16 protein-coding genes are annotated in these 18,366 nt (G+C 72.4%); 14 read left to right on the top strand and 2 right to left on the bottom strand.

From position 1 onward, the window contains the following. Positions 1 to 188: 188 nt before the first annotated feature. The 13 genes from AB0H93_RS07760 to AB0H93_RS07700 all read left to right on the top strand — a co-directional run bounded on the left by AB0H93_RS07760 (position 189) and on the right by AB0H93_RS07700 (position 14,593). Entirely contained in the window at positions 189 to 929 is a 741-nt protein-coding gene (locus AB0H93_RS07760) for a polysaccharide deacetylase family protein (RefSeq protein ID WP_358569091.1), read from the top strand. A 318-nt stretch (positions 930 to 1,247) separates the two neighbouring features. Continuing rightward, entirely contained in the window at positions 1,248 to 2,594 is a 1,347-nt protein-coding gene (locus AB0H93_RS07755; RefSeq protein WP_358569088.1) for a nucleotide sugar dehydrogenase, read from the top strand. A gap of 14 nt (positions 2,595 to 2,608) precedes the next feature. Next, entirely contained in the window at positions 2,609 to 3,919 is a 1,311-nt protein-coding gene (locus AB0H93_RS07750; RefSeq protein ID WP_358569085.1) for a carboxylate--amine ligase, read from the top strand. After that, positions 3,916 to 5,139 carry an NAD(P)-binding domain-containing protein gene (locus AB0H93_RS07745; protein WP_358569083.1) on the top strand — a complete coding sequence of 408 codons (1,224 nt, stop codon included), beginning with the start codon at positions 3,916 to 3,918 and terminating at the stop codon, positions 5,137 to 5,139. The genes AB0H93_RS07750 and AB0H93_RS07745 overlap by 4 nt, the downstream gene beginning before the upstream one ends. Continuing rightward, positions 5,136 to 6,461 (top strand): sugar transferase, encoded by a 1,326-nt coding sequence (locus AB0H93_RS07740; RefSeq protein ID WP_358569080.1) that lies wholly within the window; start codon positions 5,136 to 5,138, stop codon positions 6,459 to 6,461. The genes AB0H93_RS07745 and AB0H93_RS07740 overlap by 4 nt, the downstream gene beginning before the upstream one ends. Before the next feature lie 26 nt (positions 6,462 to 6,487). Further along, positions 6,488 to 7,600, top strand: coding sequence for a glycosyltransferase (locus AB0H93_RS07735; protein WP_358569077.1), 1,113 nt, complete (start codon positions 6,488 to 6,490; stop codon positions 7,598 to 7,600). Next, on the top strand, positions 7,600 to 8,574 hold the full coding sequence (locus AB0H93_RS07730) for an NAD-dependent epimerase/dehydratase family protein (RefSeq protein ID WP_358569074.1): 975 nt from the start codon (positions 7,600 to 7,602) through the stop codon (positions 8,572 to 8,574). Before AB0H93_RS07735 ends, AB0H93_RS07730 begins: the two co-directional genes overlap by 1 nt. 12 nt (positions 8,575 to 8,586) lie before the next feature. Beyond that, a complete protein-coding gene (locus tag AB0H93_RS07725) occupies positions 8,587 to 9,795 on the top strand; it encodes a glycosyl hydrolase family 18 protein (protein ID WP_358569071.1) in 1,209 nt (402 codons plus the stop codon). Positions 9,796 to 9,822: 27 nt separating this feature from the next. Further along, the gene (locus tag AB0H93_RS07720) at positions 9,823 to 11,178 is read left to right on the top strand and encodes a glycosyltransferase family 2 protein (protein ID WP_358569068.1); all 1,356 of its coding nucleotides are present in this window, start codon (positions 9,823 to 9,825) and stop codon (positions 11,176 to 11,178) included. Positions 11,179 to 11,313: 135 nt separating this feature from the next. After that, on the top strand, positions 11,314 to 11,982 hold the full coding sequence (locus AB0H93_RS07715) for a response regulator transcription factor (protein ID WP_132486789.1): 669 nt from the start codon (positions 11,314 to 11,316) through the stop codon (positions 11,980 to 11,982). After that, positions 11,979 to 13,103: a glycosyltransferase gene (locus tag AB0H93_RS07710; RefSeq protein WP_358569065.1), complete on the top strand. Its 1,125-nt coding sequence runs from the start codon at positions 11,979 to 11,981 to the stop codon at positions 13,101 to 13,103. Before AB0H93_RS07715 ends, AB0H93_RS07710 begins: the two co-directional genes overlap by 4 nt. Before the next feature lie 242 nt (positions 13,104 to 13,345). Further along, positions 13,346 to 13,924, top strand: coding sequence for an ATP-binding protein (locus tag AB0H93_RS07705; RefSeq protein ID WP_358569062.1), 579 nt, complete (start codon positions 13,346 to 13,348; stop codon positions 13,922 to 13,924). A gap of 18 nt (positions 13,925 to 13,942) precedes the next feature. Beyond that, complete coding sequence (locus tag AB0H93_RS07700) at positions 13,943 to 14,593, top strand: response regulator transcription factor (protein WP_358569059.1); 651 nt, start codon at positions 13,943 to 13,945, stop codon at positions 14,591 to 14,593. A 212-nt stretch (positions 14,594 to 14,805) separates the two neighbouring features. On the opposite strand, the gene AB0H93_RS07695 is transcribed toward AB0H93_RS07700, so the two are convergent. Next, entirely contained in the window at positions 14,806 to 16,350 is a 1,545-nt protein-coding gene (locus tag AB0H93_RS07695) for an acetolactate synthase large subunit (RefSeq protein WP_358569056.1), read from the bottom strand. A 134-nt stretch (positions 16,351 to 16,484) separates the two neighbouring features. Between AB0H93_RS07695 and AB0H93_RS07690 the strand changes: the two genes are divergently transcribed. Next, complete coding sequence (locus AB0H93_RS07690; protein WP_358569053.1) at positions 16,485 to 17,369, top strand: alpha/beta hydrolase-fold protein; 885 nt, start codon at positions 16,485 to 16,487, stop codon at positions 17,367 to 17,369. Between the two features lie 15 nt (positions 17,370 to 17,384). Here AB0H93_RS07690 and AB0H93_RS07685 read toward each other — a convergent pair whose 3' ends face one another. Then, a complete protein-coding gene (locus AB0H93_RS07685; RefSeq protein ID WP_358569050.1) occupies positions 17,385 to 18,221 on the bottom strand; it encodes an alpha/beta hydrolase in 837 nt (278 codons plus the stop codon). Positions 18,222 to 18,366 lie beyond the last annotated feature (145 nt).

Raw genomic sequence — 18,366 nt, 5'->3', positions numbered from 1 at the left:
GCGGGTGGCGCGTGATCTCGCGAGAAAGCGGTGTTCACCCGGATGGCGGTGAATTTCTCGCGGAATCGCGGGCCCTTCGGGTGAGGATCGTACGAGTGGGGTAGCAGGCTTACCGCAGCGGACGGATCCGGATGGGGTACGGCGTCCTTACGTTGGCAGGAACTGCTGCCGAGGAAAGCGGCGACGCCATGACGCAGACCGTTACCAGGTGGGCCCGGAGCGAGACCGAGCGCCCGTTCCCGTACGTCCTGATGTACCACTCGGTGGCCACGTACTCCCGCGATCCGTACCTGGTGACGGTCGATCCGCAGCGCTTCGACCGGCAGTTGCGCTGGCTGCGCCGCAACGGGCTGCGCGGGGTGTCGATGCGCGAGCTGATGCAGGCGCGCCAGGAGGGGGACGCCGGCGGCCTGGTCGGGTTGACCTTCGACGACGGCTACGCCGACTTCGTCCACAATGTACGGCCGTCGCTGGAGAAGTACGGCTGCACCGCGACCGTCTTCGTGATCGCCGGGCGGCTCGGCGGGCACAACGCCTGGGACGCCGATGGACCGCGCAAGCGGCTGGTGACCGCGGAGGAGGTCCGCGGGATCGTGTCGGCCGGCCTGGAGGTCGGTTCGCACGGGATGCTGCACCAGCAGATGTCCGAATTGGACGATGACGAGCTGCTCGTCGAGATCGCCGAGAGCAGGGAGCGGCTGCGCGACCTCACCGGCCAGGACGTCGGTGGGTTCTGCTACCCGTACGGCGACGTCGACCTGCGGGTGCGGAACACGGTCGAGGCGGCCGGTTACGACTACGCCTGCGCCATCTGGCGTTCCCCGATCTCCGGCCGGCACGCCCTGCCGCGCACCTACGTGGGTGACCGGGACGGTGGGCTGCGATTGCTGGCCAAGCGCCTGCGCCACGCGCTGACGGCCAACCGCTGACCCCAGCCGAATTCCTCCTCTTGGCGCGACCTCCGCTGTCGAGGTGCGACCGCCTGCGCCTGGCCCCGGTCGAGCGGGCGAGGTGAACGGCCCGTTCGTCCCGTCTAGCGCAGCGATCAGGCCGTTGACTCCACCCCGCCCCGCGAACGGGTGACGCCCCCGATCGTGCAGGTTTCGTTGGGGCGAAAGGGGTTTCGCCGGAAAAGATCGCGCGGGCTCGTCCGGATTCGGTAAGCGCGCTCCCCCCGCTGTAGGAGAACCCGTCGGTAATCGGATGCGAGGGTTCTTCCAGCAGCACGGCGAACTGGGGGAGGAACCGTGACTGAACATCCGCTCGCATTGGCGGTCAACGGCCGCGAGCGCCTGTTGGCGAACCGGCTGATCGCGTTCGAACCGCGGCGGCCCGAACGAGCCGAGTCGGTGGTCGTCGTCGGGCTGGGCTACGTCGGCCTGCCCACCGCGTGCGCCCTGCAATCACCGACCGCGCAGGTCACCGGCTTCGACATCAGCGAGGACCGGCTGCGGGCCATCAAGACCGGCGAGGTGGACCTGCCCGAGCCGGAGCGGCGCGCGCTGTCGGCGTCGCTGGCCGCGGGCATGCTGGAGCTGTCCTGCGATCCGTCGGTGCTCGCCGACGCGGACGCCGTGATCGTGTGCGTGCCGACGCCGGTGGACGCCGCGCACAAGCCGGACCTGGCCGCCTTGCGGGCGGCGTGCGAGACCGTGGTGTCGTTCGCGCGCCGCGGCCAGGTGATCATCCTGACCTCGACGACGTTCGCCGGCACCACCCGGCAGCTGCTGGTCGAGCCGCTGGCGCAGCGGGGCCTGCGGGTGGGCACCGACGTGCACGTGGCGTTCAGCCCGGAGCGCATCGACCCCGGCAACTTCGACCACGTGCAGCGGGAAACGCCGCGCGTCGTCGGCGGTGCCACGGCGGAGTGCGCCGAGCGGGCCGCCGAGGTCGTCCGGCGGATGACCGATTCGGTGTACCTGGTGAGTTCGCCGGAGGCCGCCGAGCTGACCAAGCTCTACGAGAACATCTTCCGCGCCGTGAACCTGGCGCTGGCCAACGAGATGGCCGACGCGTGCGCGGTGCTGGGCCTGGACCCGATCGAGGTGACCATCGCCGCCGGCACCAAGCCGTACGGGTTCCTGGGCAGCTTCCCGGGGCCGGGCGTCGGCGGGCACTGCATCCCGTGCGACCCGCACTACCTGCTGTGGCAGCTGGGGCAGCAAGGGCTTTCGACGCCGGTCATCGAGCAGGCGATGCGGTCGATCGACCAGCGGCCGGGCCAGGTGGTGCAGCGGGTGGTGGAGCTGCTCGCCGAGGCGGGCCTCGACCACGCGGGCGCCCGGGTGCTGGTCGCCGGGGTCAGCTACAAGGCGGGCGTGCGGGACCTGCGCGAGTCGCCCGCGCTGCCGATCCTCGCCGGGCTGCGGCGGATCGGGATCGACGTGCACTACTTCGACCCGCTGCTGCCGGAGATCACCCTGCCGGACGGCACCCGGATGACCAGCGAGCCGGCGCCGCACGGCCGCGACTGGGACGTCGCGGTGCTGCACACCGTGCACCCCGGCGTCGACTACGGCTGGGCGCGGGAGTGCCCGCAGGTGCTCGACGCGACCTACCAGTTCGACGCCGTGCCGCACCGGCGCGTGCTGTGAGGGGGTCGGCGCCGGTGTTCGACACGTCCATGCCCGCGGTCGTCTTCAAGCTCGACCCGAACGTCCTGCACCACGGCGGGCTCGGGGTGATCCGCAGCCTCGGCCGGGTCGGGGTCCCGGTGTACGCGGTGCAGGAGGATTCCCTCGCCCCGGCGGCGCATTCCCGCTACCTGCGCGGGCGCTGGCTGTGGAGCCCGGACCCGGCGGACACCGACGAGCTGCTCACCGGGCTGGTGGAGCTCGCCGACCGGATCGGCCGGCCGTCGGTGCTGATCCCCACCGACGACGCGGGCGCGATCTTCCTGGCCGAGCACGGCGATCCGCTGCGGCCGTACTTCCGGTTCGCCCAGCCGCCGCGGGATCTGCCGCGCCGGCTGGCCGGGAAGTACTCGATGTACGAGCTGTGCAGGCAGCTGGACGTGCCGTGCGCGGCCGCGTGCCTGGTCGGCAGCTGGGACGAGGCGCAGGATTTCGCCGCCCGGGTGGGATATCCGCTGGTGGCGAAGCTCGCCGAGCCGTGGGTCACGACGAAGGGCAAGGTGCGCAGCACCACGATCGTGGGCGACGCCGACGAGCTGGCCGCGCTCTACGAGCGCTGCGGGGAGGCCGCGGTCGGCGGGCTGATGCTGCAGGAGTTCATCCCGGGCGGGCCCGGCGATGACTGGTTCTTCCACGGCTACTGCGACGCCGCCGCGGTGTGCCTGCCGGCCTTCACCGGCGTCAAGGAGCGCTCCTACCCGGCGCACGCCGGGCTGACCAGCCTCGGCGCCTGCGCCGAGAACGAGGAGCTGCAGGGGGAGGCCACGAAGCTGCTGGAGCGGTTGGCGTTCAACGGCATCGTGGACCTGGACTTCCGTTGGGACGCCCGCGACCGGCGCTACAAGCTGCTGGACTTCAACCCGCGGCTGGGCGCCCAGTTCCGGCTCTTCCGCGACAGCGCGGGGATGGACGTCGCGCTCGCGTCCTACCTGGACCTCTCCGGGCAGCGGATCCCGGCAGGCCGGCAGCCGGTCGGCCGCCGCTTCCTGGTGGAGAACTACGACCCGATCGCCGCGGTGCGGTACTGGCGGCGCGGCGAGCTCGGGTTGCGGTCGTGGGCGTCATCGGTGCGCGGGGTGGACGAGACCGCCTGGTTCGCACGCGACGACCTGCTGCCGTTCTTGCTGATGTGGCTCTGGATGGCCTGCCGGGTGGTGGCCCGGCCGTGGCGCCGCCGGACCCGCCATCCGGAGCTGCACCGGCCCGAGTACGTCCCCGGGCGCAACTGCGCACCGGGCAAATCGACAAGACGCCGCCAGAAGCGGCTGTTCGAGGAGTACAGATGAGCGATCTCGTCGATGTGGCCATCGTCGGCGCCGGGCCGTACGGCCTGTCGCTGGCCGCACACCTGCGTCGGACCGGCCTGTCCTTCCGGCAGTTCGGGTTGCCGATGAACCTGTGGCGCGCGCACATGCCGCGCGGCATGTACCTGAAGTCGCAGGGCTTCGCGTCGAACCTGTCCGACCCGGACGGCACCCACACGCTGCGCAACTTCTGCCTGGAGTCCGGGCGCCGCTACGCGGACTACGGCATCCCGGTGTCGCTGGAGAACTTCGTCGAGTACGGCGAGTGGTTCCAGCAGGGCCGCGGCCTGGACGTGGAGGAGCAGCTGGTCGCCGGCATCGAGCAGCGGCCGGGGCGCTTCGAGCTGACGCTGGCCGACGGGGAGCGCGTCGAGGCGAGCCAGGTGGTCGTCGCGGTCGGCGTGGAGTACTTCGCGCGGGTTCCGGGCGTGCTCGCGGACCTGCCCGCCGAGATTTCCACGCACAGCTCGGTGCACGACGACCTGAGCGGCTTCGACGGCCAGGACGTGATCGTCCTGGGCGCCGGGCAGTCGGCGCTGGAGACCGCGGCGCTGCTGCACGAAAGCGGTGCCAACGCGCGGCTGGTGGCGCGCGCGCCGGGCATCGCGTGGAACGGCAAGCCGCTGCTGCCCGATCGTCCACTGTTGAACCGGATGCGCGAGCCGGAGGCCGGGCTGGGCTCGGGCCTGTCGACCTGGTTCTACTCCGAGCACCCGAAGCTGTTCCGGCACCTGCCGCGCTCGACCCGGATCTACCGGGCGCGCACCGCGCTCGGGCCGGCCGGCGGCTGGTGGCTGCGGGAGCGGGTCGAAGGCCGCTTCCCGGTGCACGTCGGGCACCGGCTGGACTGGGCCAAGGCCACCGGGGACCAGGTCCGGATCGGGGTGCGGGTCGGCGGCGGGGTGCGCGAGTTCACCGCGGACCACGTCATCAGCGCCACCGGTTATCCGCCGGACCTCAGCAGGCTGCCGATGCTCTCGCCCGGGCTGCGCGCGGCGATCCGCACCATCGACGCCACGCCGCGCGTCGGCCGCGACTTCGAGTCGTCGGTGCCGGGCCTGTACTTCGCCGGGCCGCTGGTGGCGCCGAGCCACGGTCCGGTCATGCGGTTCGTCTACGGCGCCGACTACGCGGTGCGGATGATCACCGACCGGCTCGTCGCGACCACGGCTCGCCCGATCGCCGTCGGAGGTGCCGGATGAGCATGACCGACCCCGCCGTCGCGCAGCCGTGGCCGCTCGCGGCCGGCAATCCCGGGCTGCGGGTGCGGCGGCAGGTCGGGGGCTGGGTGCTGCCCGCGGTCGACCTCGTCGCGCTGGTGCTGCTGATCCCGGTCGCCGGGGCGAACTGGCTGCTCGACGCGGGATACGCGCTGGCGGCGTTCGCCGGGCTGGCCGCGCAGGGCCAGCACCGGCTGCGGATCTGCCTGCGGGTGTCGGACCAGCTGCCGCAGCTCGCGGTCGCGGCGGCGGCGCCATTGGTGGTGCTGCTGCCGTGGCTGCCCGGTGGCGCTGTGTTCCTGACCGGCGCCTCGGCGTTCGCGGGCCTGGCCGTGGCGCGCGGCGGCCTGTACGCGCTGCTGCGCGGCGGGTACCAGCGCGGAATCCTGGGCGAGCCGACGCTGATCGTCGGATCGGACCCGGTGGCCGGGGAGATCGCCGAGATGGCCGCGGAGCACCCGGAGTTCGGGCTGCGGACGCGACTGCTGGAACGGCCCGGTGAGCTGGCGGAAGCCGTTGCCGCGCAACGCATCACGCGGGTGCTGGTGTGCGGCGACGGCCCGGATCTGGTCACCGCGATCCGGGCCGCCCGCCCGCTGCCCGCGGACGTGTGCGTCGTGCCGCGCCTGCACGAGCTGGGCATGGCGCTGCCGCGCGCCGGGCTGGACGAGATCTGGGGCGTGCCGCTGATCCCGTTGCGCCGCTTCGGCCACGGCCGGGCGGGCGAGCTGGTCAAGCGCGGCACCGACTTCGTCCTCAGTGGACTGATGCTGCTGGTGTTCGGGCCGCTGCTGCTGGTGCTGACCGCGCTGGTCGCGCTCGGCGGCCGGGACCGGGCGTTCTTCCGCCAGCTCCGGGTGACGCGGGCCGGCCGGATCAGCGAAGTCATCAAGCTCCGCACCGTCGACGGCGATCTCGGGGAGACCTGGGCGGTGACCGCCGACCAGTGCACCGCGCTCGGCCGTTGGCTGCGCGGCACGCACCTCGACGAGCTGCCGCAGCTGATCAACGTCCTGCGCGGCGACATGTCGCTGGTCGGGCCGCGCCCGGAGCGGCCGTACTACGCGGTGCGCTTCGGCCGCGAGATCCCGCGCTACGCGGACCGGCACCGGGCGCGTGGCGGCATGACCGGCTGGGCGCAGGTGCAGGGCCTGCACGGGGACACCTCCATCCCGGACCGGGCGCGGTTCGACAACCAGTACATCGAGTACTGGTCGCCGTGGTGGGACGCGGTGATCGTGGCCCGGACGGCCGGGATCGTCCTGCGGGCCGGCCTCCGGCGCGCGCACCGGTGCGGGAAATGACCTGGAAATCCGAAGAGGGGAACGTGATGAAGGTATTGCACGTGATCACCGGGCTCGGCGTCGGCGGAGCCGAGCTGCAGCTGCGGTCGATCCTGCAGCACACCAGGCACGACGCCGACGTGGTCTCGCTGTACAACCCGGGCGACGTGGCCGGGATGATCACCGGCGACGGGGTGCGGGTGCGCGATCTCGGCATGACCCGCAACACGCAGATCGGCGCCGTCCTGCGGCTGCGCGAGGTGATCCGCGACGGCGGCTACGACGTGGTGCACACCCACCTGTACCGGGCGTGCGTGTACGGGCGGCTCGCGGCCCGGCTGGCCGGCACCAAGGTGGTGGTCTCCACCGAGCACTCCATCGGCGAGACCCACCTGGAACGCCGCCGCATGACGCTCGGGGTGCGGGCGCTCTACCTGGGCACCGACCTGTGCTCGGACGCCACGATCGCGGTGTCCGACACCGTCGCCGAGCGGCTGCGCAACTGGGGCATGCCGGCGCGCAAGATCACCGTCATCCCCAACGGCGTCGACTTCGGCCGGGTCGAGTTCGACGGGGCCGCGCGCGCCCGGGTGCGCCTCGAGCACGGGATCGGCGACGGCGCCTACGTGGTCGGCGTGCTCGGCCGCCTGGACCCGAACAAGCGCTTCAACCTGGTGATCGACGCGATGGCCCCGATGCTGGGCCAGGAGACCAAGCTGCTGATCGTCGGCGACGGGCCGGACCGGCCGCGGCTGGAGGCGCTGGCCCGCGAGCACGGCGTCGACGAGCACGTGATCTTCGCCGGGCAGCGGCACGACGTCGCCGCGATGCTGTCCGCGCTGGACCTGTTCATCGCCTCCTCCGAGCAGGAGACCTTCGGCCTGTCGGTGCTGGAGGCGATGGCCAACGGCATCCCGGTGCTCTACACCACCTGCCCGGCCCTGGAAGGCATCGAGACGGACCGGGCCCGCCAGGTGCCCGGCAACGCGGAGCGGATGCGCGCGGAGATCGCCTCCGAGATCCTGGCGGCCCGGCCACGCGCCGACGAGCCCGCGATCCGCCGGGCCTACGGCATCGAGGCCGTCACCGACCGCATCGACGACCTGTACAGCAGGCTGTGGCAGCGGCGCGGCCACGCGGTGCCCGCGGGGAGGCCGTGATGCGCGCACTGGTCACCGGCGCCGCCGGTTTCATCGGCTCGCACCTGGTCGAACGGCTGCTCGCGGACGGCCACGAGGTGGTCGGGCTCGACGACCTCAGCACCGGCCGGACCACGAACCTGCCGGTCGGCGACCCGAACCTGCGGATGATCCCGGGCACCATCCTGGACGCCTCCCTGGTGGACGAGGCGATGGCCGGCGCCGACGTGGTGTTTCACCTGGCCGCCGCGGTCGGCGCGTTCGTCATCCAGGAACGCACCCTGCAGGGGCTGCTGACCAACGTCCACGGCACCGAGAACGTGCTGGACGCCGCCCTGCGGCACGGCGCGCGGGTGCTGGTCGCCTCCACCAGCGAGATCTACGGCAAGAACGGCAAGATCGGGCTGTCCGAGGGCGACGACCGGATCATCGGCTCGCCGCTGAAGGCCCGCTGGACCTACTCCGAGGCCAAGGCCATCGACGAGAGCATCACCTTCAACTACGTGCGGGAGCTCGGGTTGCGGGCGGTGATCGTGCGGCTGTTCAACACCGTCGGGCCGCGGCAGAGCGGCCGCTACGGCATGGTCATCCCGCGGCTGGTCGCGCAGGCGTTGCAGGGGCGGCCGGTGACGATCTTCGGCACCGGCAAGCAGATCCGCTGCTTCTGCCACGTGGCCGACGTGGTGCCCGCGCTGGTGCGGCTGGTGCAGCTGGACGGCGCGGAGGGCATGGCGATCAACCTCGGCAGCACCGAGCAGGTGACCATCGAGGAGCTCGCGGACCGGATCATCGCGATGACCGGCTCGTCCAGCGGCACCGTCCACGTGCCCTACGAGGTGGCGTACGGGCCGGACCACGAGGACATGCAGCGACGGGTGCCGGACTGCACCCGCGCGCTGGAGCTGATCGGCTTCCAGCCGCAGCGCACGCTGGACGACATCGTCCGAGATGTGATCGACGAACAGATGCGGGCCGGACAGGCCGTGACTGCTTGAGGCGAGAACGTGATGAAGCAGAGCACTGAGAAGAAGCACTGGCTCGTCGAGTGGGTCCGGCCCGCGGGGAACGCGCGGCAGCGCGGCGACGAGCGCAGGAAGTCCACTTCGGACCCTCCGGCCGCGGGTCGCCGCACCCGGACCTTCAGGAACCTCGGCGGCTCCCTGTGGTTCCTGGCGCTGATCGCGGTGGCGGTGCTGGTGGTCGTGGTGACGGTGACGCCGCGCGGCGCGCCGCCGACGGCCGGCTCGCTGGTCGTCGCGTCGCTGCCGTTCTGGAACTTCGACAACGGCACGTCGATGGTGGTGCAGAACCAGAAGGCGGTCAACGAGGTCTCGCCCTGGATGTACGGGGTGGGGCAGGACGGCGGGCTGACCAACCAGTACCCGCCGGAGCAGACCGCCGAGGTCGCCAGGCGGATCGAGCAGCTGCGCGAGGCCGACGTCCCGATCGTGCCGTCGATCGCCAACATCACCGACGGCATCTGGGCATACGAGCCGGTCGCCCGGATGCTGCACGACCCGGCGAAGCGGCGCGACCACATCGCCCAGATCGTCGAGCTCGTCAAGCGCGAGGACTACGCGGGCATCGACATCGACTACGAGAACCTGCGCGCCGGCGACCGGCAGGTGTTCAGCGACTTCGTCACCGAGCTGGGCAAGGCGATGGACGACGAGGACAAGACGTTGTCGGTCGCGGTCTTCGCGAAGGCCACCGACGCCGGCTACGACGAGCGCAACGTGGCGCAGGACTACGCCGCGATCGGCCGGGCCGCCGACGAGGTCCGGCTGATGGGCTACGACTTCCACTGGGCGACCTCGGATCCGGGGCCGGTGGCGCCGATCGCCTGGGTGCGGGAAACGCTGGGCTACGCCAAGAGCCAGATCCCGCCGGAGCGCGTCGTGCTCGGCGTGCCGCTGTACGGCTACGACTGGGTGGACGGCCACGGCACGGCGGTGACCTGGCTGAAGGCGTTCCAGCTGGCCACCGAGCACCGGGCGAAGGTCGGCTACGACGCGCCGACCCAGTCGCCGTGGTTCCGCTACACCGACGACCAGGGCCGGGAGCACGAGGTGTGGTTCGAGAACGCCGCCAGCTCCAAGGCGAAGTTCGAGGCGGCGCGCGGCTCCGGCATCCGCGGGGTCTACCTGTGGATGTTCGGCTACGAGGACACCGAGACCTGGCGGGAGCTGCAGCACAGCCTCCCGCTGGACAGTTGAGCGGCCGGTCCGCTGTGGAGGATTCGGATGATTCCCTGGTGGGTGCTGGCCATCGCGGTGTTCGGGACCAACTTCACGCTGTGGGGCCTGATCGGGCTGATGCGCCTGCTCGAGACCTCGACGCGGCGCTGGTGGCGGCAGCGGGGCGGGGTGGCCTCGCCGGAGCAGGACTTCCTGGTGGGGCGCCACCGCGTCCAGCGCCGGCGCGCCCGCCCGGTGCGGCTGGGCGTGGCCGACGTGGCCGTGCTGATGGCCGCGCACAACGAGGAACGCGTCATCGTCGACAGCATCCGGGCGATCACCGCCCTGGTGCCGCCGGAGAACGTGCACGTGGTCTCCGACGGTTCGACCGACCGCACGGTGGAACTCGCGGAGGCGGCCGGGGTGAACGTGATCAGCACGACCCGCAACGTCGGCAAGGCCGGCGCGCTGCAGGAGGCGATCCGCCGGTTCGGGCTGGTCGACCGCTTCGGGGTCGTGATGCTGCTGGACGCCGATACGCATGTGGAGCCCGGGTACTTCCGGGCGGCGCTGCCGCTGTTCGACGATCCCGGGGTGGTGGCGGTGGCGGGCTGCGTCCGGACCTCGTGGCGGGACCGCGCGCTCGGGCCGGTCGGCAAGCTGGTGGCCTTCCACCGGCAGCGGATCTACACCATGACGCAGTACCTGCTGAAGTTCGGCCAGACCTGGCGGCGGGTCAACGCGACCCACATCGTGCCCGGCTTCGCCAGCATGTACCGCACCGAGGTGCTGCCGCGCATCGAGGTCAACCCGCCGGGGCTGGTCATCGAGGACTTCAACATGACCTTCGAGGTGTACCAGAAGCGGCTCGGCAAGGTCGGATTCACGCCGTCGGCGGTGGCGACCACGCAGGACCCGAGCAGCTTCGGGGACTACGTGAAGCAGTGCAAGCGCTGGGCGCTGGGCCTGTGGCAGACGGTCCGGCGGCATCCGCCGCGGACCAACCTGTTCACCGCGATGCTGGCGTTGCTGCTGCTGGAGATGCTGGCCAGCAGCCTCATGCTGGTGCTGCTGCCGTTGGTGGCGCTGGTGCTCGTCGTGCCCGCCGTGTTCGACGGCGTTCTCGCGATACCGGTGGTGAACGAGGCGCACGACTTCGTCGCCGGGTTCGCGTCGCTGGAGACGCTGCTTTTCGGCGTGGTGATCCCGGATCTGCTGCTCACCTGCATCGTCGCCGTGCTGCAGCGGCAGCCCAGGTTCCTGCTGTTCGCCTTCTTCTTCCTGGCACTGCGGGTCCTGGACGCGGGCATCGCGCTGTACGCGATCCCCGCGGCCTGGCTGTCCAGTTCGTCCGGCCGGTGGCGCAGCCCGGATCGCCGCGCCGTCGGCCCGGCCGCGCCGAGCACGGCACCGACGCGATGAGACGTGAAGGGCCTTTTTCCCCGTTGTGCGGGGAAAAGGTGGACATCACCCATCAGACCGCCATGCGGGTGCGGGAGGGTGCTTTCGTGCGATTGGAGGAGGCCCGGTCGGTCCGGGGCGGTCAGGCTGGGGGGCGTGGACGTGGTGCGGCTGCTCATGGTGGATGACCACCTCATGCTGGCCGAGGCGCTCAGCGCCCGGCTGGCCGAGGTGCCCGACCTGTGGGTCGTGGGGCACTGCCCGACCGGCGACCCGCGGCTGCCCGATCTGGTGCGGCAGTCCCGGCCGGACGTGATCACGCTCGACTTGGAGCCGGCCGGTGCCGGGCGCCTGGTGCGGCGCCTGCAGGAGGTCCGGCCGGCCGCGGAAGTGGTCGTGCTGACCGGGATTCGCGACGTCCGGAAGGCCGTCGAAGCCGCCCGGGACGGCGCGGCCGCGTGGGTGCCGAAGGAACGGGGGATCGAACGCCTGACCGAGGTGTTGCGCGGCGTGCGGCGCGGGCAGAGCTGGTACCCGCCGGACCTGCTCGGCCCGGTGCTGCGCGAACTGCGCGAGGACGTCGTGCGGGCGGGGCAGCGCAACGGCCCGCTGGACGCGCTCAGCGACCGCGAGCGGGACGTGCTCGCCGGCATGGTCGCCGGCAAGCGGGGCGCGCAGATCGCCGGGGAACTGCTGATCTCCACCGAAACGGTCCGCACGCACACGCGCAGCATCCTGGCCAAGCTCCGGGTGCACAGCCAGCTGGAGGCGGTCAGCGTCGCCCGCGCCGCGGGACTGCGCGGTGAACCGGACGGCGAACCGTGACCGCCGGGCCGCTGCGGGTGGCCACGGTGATCACCCGCTTGGCGGGCGGTGCCGGGGTGCTGGCGCTGCGCGGGGCGAAGGCGCTGGACCCGGCCACCCACCAGGTCGCGGTGATCACCGGGTCCGGCGGCCTGCTGCCCGACGCGGAGGCCGCCGGGCTGGAGATGATCGTCGAACCGGCGCTGCGCGCGCCGATCTCGCCGGGCCACGACCTGCTCGCCCTGCACCGCCTGACGACGCTGCTGAGGCGGCGCCGCTTCGACGTCGTGCACACCCACTGCTCCAAGGCCGGTGCGCTGGGCCGCATCGCTGCGCACCGCGCCGGTGTCGGGCGGATCGTGCACACCTACCACGGGTTCGGCTTCCACGAGTTCCAGAGCGGAGTGCGGCGGCGTGCCTACGTCGAGATCGAACGCGGCCTCGGCCGGATCACCGACCTCGCGCTGTGCGTGGGCAGCGGCGTGGCGGTCGAGGCGCTGCGGCGCGGGCTGCTCGCCCCGGACCGCATCCGCACCACCGGGGTGGCCGTCGACCACGACGTGCCGACGCGCACCGCGCGGGCCAGGCGGCGCGCCCGGCAGCGGCTGGGGCTGGCGCCGAGCGACGTCGTGGTCGGCGCGGTGGGGCGGCTGACGTACCAGAAGGCGCCGGAGGACTTCGTCGTGGCGCTGCGTGCGCTGAACCGGCCCGGCGTGGTGGGGGTGTGGATCGGCGACGGCGAGCTGGCCGAGCCGATGCGCGCGTGCGTCGCCGCGAGCGGCGCCCGCGTGGTGCTGGCGGGCGAGCGCGACGACGTCGCGGAGCTGCTGCCCGCGTTCGACGTGTTCGCGCTGCCCAGCCGGTACGAGGGGCTGCCGCTGGCGATCGTCGAGGCGATGGTGTGCGGCGTGCCGGTGGTGGCCACCGCCGTCAACGCGGTCGGCGACGTGGTGGCGCCCGGCGAGACCGGGCTGCTGGTGCCGCCCGGGCGGCCCGAACTGCTGGCCGCGGCGATCGCGCACCTGCTGGACTCGCCCGGCGTCGCCGACCGGCTCGCCACGGCGGCGCGTGCCAGAGTGGACGGCTGTCACCGCATCGAGGCGCTGGCCGGAGCGCTCGTCGAAGCGTACGGAGCCCGGTAACCGACGGTAGCCGGGTTACCGCGGGAACAGTACTTCCGCGTGCCTGGACCTCGGGCATCTGCTGCACGTGGAGTAGTCACCCTCCTCTTTTCGCAGCAACTGCAACGCTGCGCGCGCGGCATCCGATTTGCCGGATAGCACAAGACTGCCGTTGGGGGAGAGGAGTCGAGGTGCACACGATTACCGATACGGCGATATCGCGCGGGCGCCAGCGGAGGGCGACGTCGCGAGGTGGCGCGGAGTTGCACAGCCTGCTGCACGATCTCGGGCACGGTCTTGCGACGCTGTCCTACCTCGCGGACGGCCTGCGCACCGACCCGGCGCTGCCGGGCGACGCGGCGCACCGGCTGCAGCTGATGGAACTGGAGCTGGACCGGCTGCTGGAACTGGTGGACCTGCGGGCCGCGCAGCGCAGCGAGGAGACCTTCGCGCCGCGCGAACTGCTGGCCCAGCTCGTCGCGGTGAAATCGCTGTCCGGGACGGCCGAGGTCACCCTGCGCGCCGACGAGGGCGTCCGGCTGCGCACTGACGAGACACTGCTGTGGCGGATGGTGTCGAACCTGTTGGACAACGCGGTGCGCGCCGCCGGGCACGGCGGCCGGGTCGAGGTGGCGGTGCGCCACGCCGAGCCCGGCGGGGTGCGGATCGAGATCACCGACGACGGGCCGGGGTTCGGCCGCGGGCCGCGCGGATCGTCATCGCTCGGGCTGGGCATCGTGCTGGCGCTGGCGCAGCGCTGCGGATCCGACCTGCGGATCGAGCCGGCACCGGGCGGGGGCACCCGCGCGCTGCTGGTGTTCCCGTCCGGCTGCGCGGCCTGAGCGGGGGGAACGCCGAACATGGTCGATCTGGTACTCGGCGACGATCACGCGATCTTCGTCGACGCGCTGGCGGCGACGCTGCCGCGGCACGGCTGCCGCATCGTCGGGACCGCCGACAACGTGGCCGGGGTGGTCGGGGTGGTCCGGGAGCACCGGCCGGACATCTGCCTGCTGGACCGGTACTTCGGCGACGGCGACGCGCTCGACGTCATCGGCGAGATCCTCGACGCAGGCGGGGGCACCAAGGTCCTGGTGCTCACCGCGGACGGCGACGTGCAGGGCATGCGCGACGCCCTGGCCAGGGGCGCGGCGGGATACGTGAACAAGATGTGCGGGCTGTCGGTGCTGGCCGGGGCGATCCGCGGGGTCATGGACGGCGAGGTCGTCGTCGAACTGGCGGCGGCGCGGGCACCGCGCCTGGCGGGCACCACGGACGCCCGGCGGCTCGCTTCGCACCTGACCGCGCGGGAACGGCAATGCCTGCGGATGCTCGTCGAAGGCGCGCACACGACGGCGATGTCGAAGCAGCTCGGGGTGGCGCCGACGACGGTGCGCACGCACGTGCAGTCGGTGCTGACGAAGCTGGGCGTGCACTCCCGGCTGGAGGCGGCCTCGTTCGCGATGCGCCACGGCTTGCTCGACGACGAGCGAATGCCCGTCGCGGGCTGATCACTGGGGGTCCGTGAGTCCCTTTGGATTGGGGGCCAAAGGGACTCACGGTCAGTTCCCGCGCCCGGTGCTCCGTGAGTGCTGGTGGCTGGTCTAGCGACCACCAGCACTCGCACCCGGGTCGTGAGTACTTTTGGCTGGTCTAGCGACCACAAGTGCTCACGAGCCGTGCAGGCCGCCGCGAGCGCAAGAGGCCCGATGGGATCGCCGTTTCACAGCACGGCTTCGATCAGGTGGGGGCCCGGTTCGGCGTGCGCCTTGCGGAGCGCCGTGAGCAGTTCTTCGCCAGTGGCCGCCCGGCTGCTGGGCACGCCGAAACCGCTCGCCATCGCCGTCCAGTCCATCGCGGGTTCCGCGAGGCTGGTCATGCTCGCCGCCGCCGCGCCGGGCTCGGCGACGCCCGCGCGCCGCAGCTCGGCTTCCAGGATCCCGTAGCGGGAATTCGCGCAGATCACCGTGGTGACGTCGAGGCCCTCGCGGGCTTGCGTCCACAGTGCCTGGACGGTGTAGGCGGCGCTGCCGTCCGCCTGGAAGTTGATCACCGCCCGGTCCGGGCAGGCCACCGCGGCGCCGGTGGCCGCCGGCATGCCCATGCCGATCGCGCCGCCGGTGTTGGTCAGCTCGGTGTGCGGCGGCGCGGCGGCGGCGATCGCCGGGTACGCCGCCCCGGAGGAAATGCCCTCGTTCACGACGATCGCGTGCTCGGGCTGGGTGAGCACGATCGCCGCCGCGATGCTCGCCGCCGTCAACGGCCCTTCCGGGGCCTGCACCTGCGGACGCTCGGCGCTCGGCACTTCGGCCGCCGCGCTGCCGGTCGCGTCGGCCAGCGCGCGCAGCGCCTCGACGGCGTCCTGGTCGGTGTCGGCCAGGGTGCGCACCTTGAGGTCGTTGGGCAGCGGGAAGCTCGGCATGCCCCGGTAGCCGAAGAACGCCACGGGGGTCCGCGCGCCGACCAGCACCAGGTGCGAAAACCCTTCGAGGGAACGGAGAACGTCTTCCGGGAAGTACGGCAGCGACCGCACGGCCGGGATGTCCGGGCCGCGCTCGATGCGCGCGGGCGAGCGCTCGACCAGCACTTCGCCGCCCGTGGTCGCCACGATCCGCGCGGCGGTGCGGATGCCTTCGGCGCTCAGCGCGTGCCCGCCCAGCAGCAGCGCGGTCCGGCCGCTCCCGCCGGCGAGCAGTTTCGCGATCGCGGCGATCTGCTGGTCGTCGACCGCGGGCCTCGCCGGCGCGGCCGGGACGGCGGCGGGCTCGCCGCCCTGGCTCCACATGTGGTCGGCGGCGGCGATCAGGGTGGCGGGCAGGCGCTGCCCGAGCGTCGCCCGGTAGGCCTCGGCGAATTCGGCGGCGGCCGAGGCCGGCGAGGTGGTGCGGCCGACCCAGCCCGACACCGGCCGGGCCAGCGACTCGATGTCGCTGGACAGCGGGGCGTCGGCGGGCTGGTGCCAGGAGGCGTGCTCGCCGATGATGTTGATCAGGGGCGTGCGGGCGCGGCGTGCGTTGTGCAGGTTCGCGATCCCGTTCGCGAACCCCGGTCCGAGGTGCAGCAGGGTCATCGCGGGAACGCCCGTCATGCGCGCGTAGCCGTCGGCGGCGCCGGTCACCACGCCCTCGGACAGCGCGAGCACCGCGCGCACGCCGGGAACTTGGTCGAACGCTTCGACGAGTGGGATCTCGGTGGTGCCGGGGTTGGCGAAGCAGACCTGGACGCCGGCCGCGGTCGCCGTGGCCAGCAGGCTCTCGGAACCCTTCACGTGCCACTCCTAAGGATCTCGCTGCCGTCCGCGTGGACGGATCTCGGCTGCCATGCTCTCCGTCACCCGCGGCCCGGGCAAGCGACGAACGCGGTTAGGCTGGTGAACCGGACCAACCGGACGGTGGAGGTGGCGTGGCTCGCGAACGGATCTCCCGGCGCTTGCTGATGCCGGTGCTGCTGGTCGCGGGTCTGTCCGGTTGCGCAGCGCCGCCCGTCGCGGACGCGCCGCCACCGGTGCCGGTCGTCGAGCCCGCACTGTCCGAACAGGACATGCCGGTCATCCGCACGGAGTACTTGCACTCCAAGCACCGCGGTGTCCCGGTGGAGCTCTACCTCGCCTACCCGCGCGGCCTCGAATCCACCGAGGACCTGCCGATCGTGCTCTACCTGCACGGCCGTGACGGCGTCCAGCCCACCCCGATCCCGTACGACACGCTGGCCTCGCTCGAACGGCTGCACCGCGAAGGCACGATCCCGGCGTTCGGCTTCGCCGTCCTCGACGGCGGCTACAACCCGTACTGGAACGACGGATCGGCCAACGGCGACCTCGCCGCCATGCTCCAGGAGGAGCTGCCGCGCTGGCTGAGCGAGCGCGGCCTGGGCGACGCCGACGGCCGGCCGTTCGCCGTCGCGGGCATCTCCACCGGCGGCTTCGGCGCGCTGAACTACGCGGCGGACCGCAACCTGGCGGGTCACCCGGTCGCCGCGGTCGGGGAGGTCGCGCCCGCGCTGCAGGTGAGCTGGGAGGGCATGCGGGAGAAGGAGGCCTTCGCCACCGAGCAGGAGTGGCTGGCCGCGGACCCGTTGCGCCGCCTCGACGACCTCGGCGGCGTGCCGGTCGGCGTGTGGACCGGCGACTCGGACCCGTTCCTGGACGGCATCGACCAGCTGATCGAGCGGTACCCGAACACCCCGGTGGTCACCTTCCTGCCCGGCGGCCACGAGGGCGCGGTGTTCGAGGCGGTCGGCACCGAGTTCGTCCAGTTCCTCGCCGACGCCCTGCCCGCCGCGGACTGAGCGCCCGCGGACCCGTCACGCCTGGTGGGCCACCAGGTGCTGGAGGAGCAGGCGGGTGAGGGTGTCCGGGGCCTCCTCCGGGATCCAGTGCGAGACGTCCTCCAGCATCTCGAACCGGTAGGGCCCGGTGACGTGGTCGCCCGTGGCCAGCGCCGCCGTCGAACCGATCGCGGTGTCCTCGGTGCTCCAGACGTACAGCGTCGGCACCTCGACCGGGCCGATCCGGCCGCTGTAGCGCATGGCCCGGTACCAGTTCAGCGCCGCGGTCAACGCGCCCGGCTCGGTGAGCCGCTGGACGTAGTCGTCGACGTGGTGCTGGGGCACGCCGGGGTAGTAGATCTGCCGCAGCTTCTTGGCGTTGTCGGCCAGCAGCGTCTTCTCCGCGCCCGAGGACTGGAAGACCTGCATGTAGCCCGACCGCTGGTGCTGGTCCTCGTCGGACCGGATGGCGTCGAAGAACGGGTCGGGGTGCGGCACCGACACCGCCGTCAGGGTGCGGACGCGGTCCGGGTGCTCGGCCGCCGTCGCCCACGCGACGATCGCGCCGAGGTCGTGGCCGACCAGGTCGAAGCGCTGCCAGCCGAAGTGCTCGGCGATGGCCAGCACATCGCCGACCAGATCGGCCAGCCGGTAGTCGGTCGCCTGCTCGGGCCGCGCGCCGGGGGAGTAGCCGCGCTGGTCCGGCGCCACCGCGAAGCACTCCGCGCCGCCGAGCACCGACAGCTGCTCGCTCCACTGCACCGCGGCCTCCGGGAAGCCGTGCAGCAGCAGCACCGGGCGGCCGTCCTCGGGACCGGCGGTCAGGGCGTCGAACTTCCCGGCAGGAGTCGGGATCTGGATGTACTCGGCCACCCGGTCACTCTACTGGTGCGCCGAACGGCGGATCATAGAGCAGCGGGGCCGGAAACACATCCCCTTGATCAGGGAAGGCTTGCCTAATTAAGGTTCGTGCGGTTTCGCCGGTCGCGGGGGGCGCGTCGGCGGTGTCGACGTTCAA

Source organism: Saccharopolyspora sp. NPDC050642 (assembly GCF_040654735.1).
Taxonomy (GTDB): Bacteria; Actinomycetota; Actinomycetes; order Mycobacteriales; family Pseudonocardiaceae; genus Saccharopolyspora; species Saccharopolyspora elongata.
Note: the sequence above shows the minus strand (reverse complement) of the source record. Positions and strands in the feature narration are given on the sequence as shown.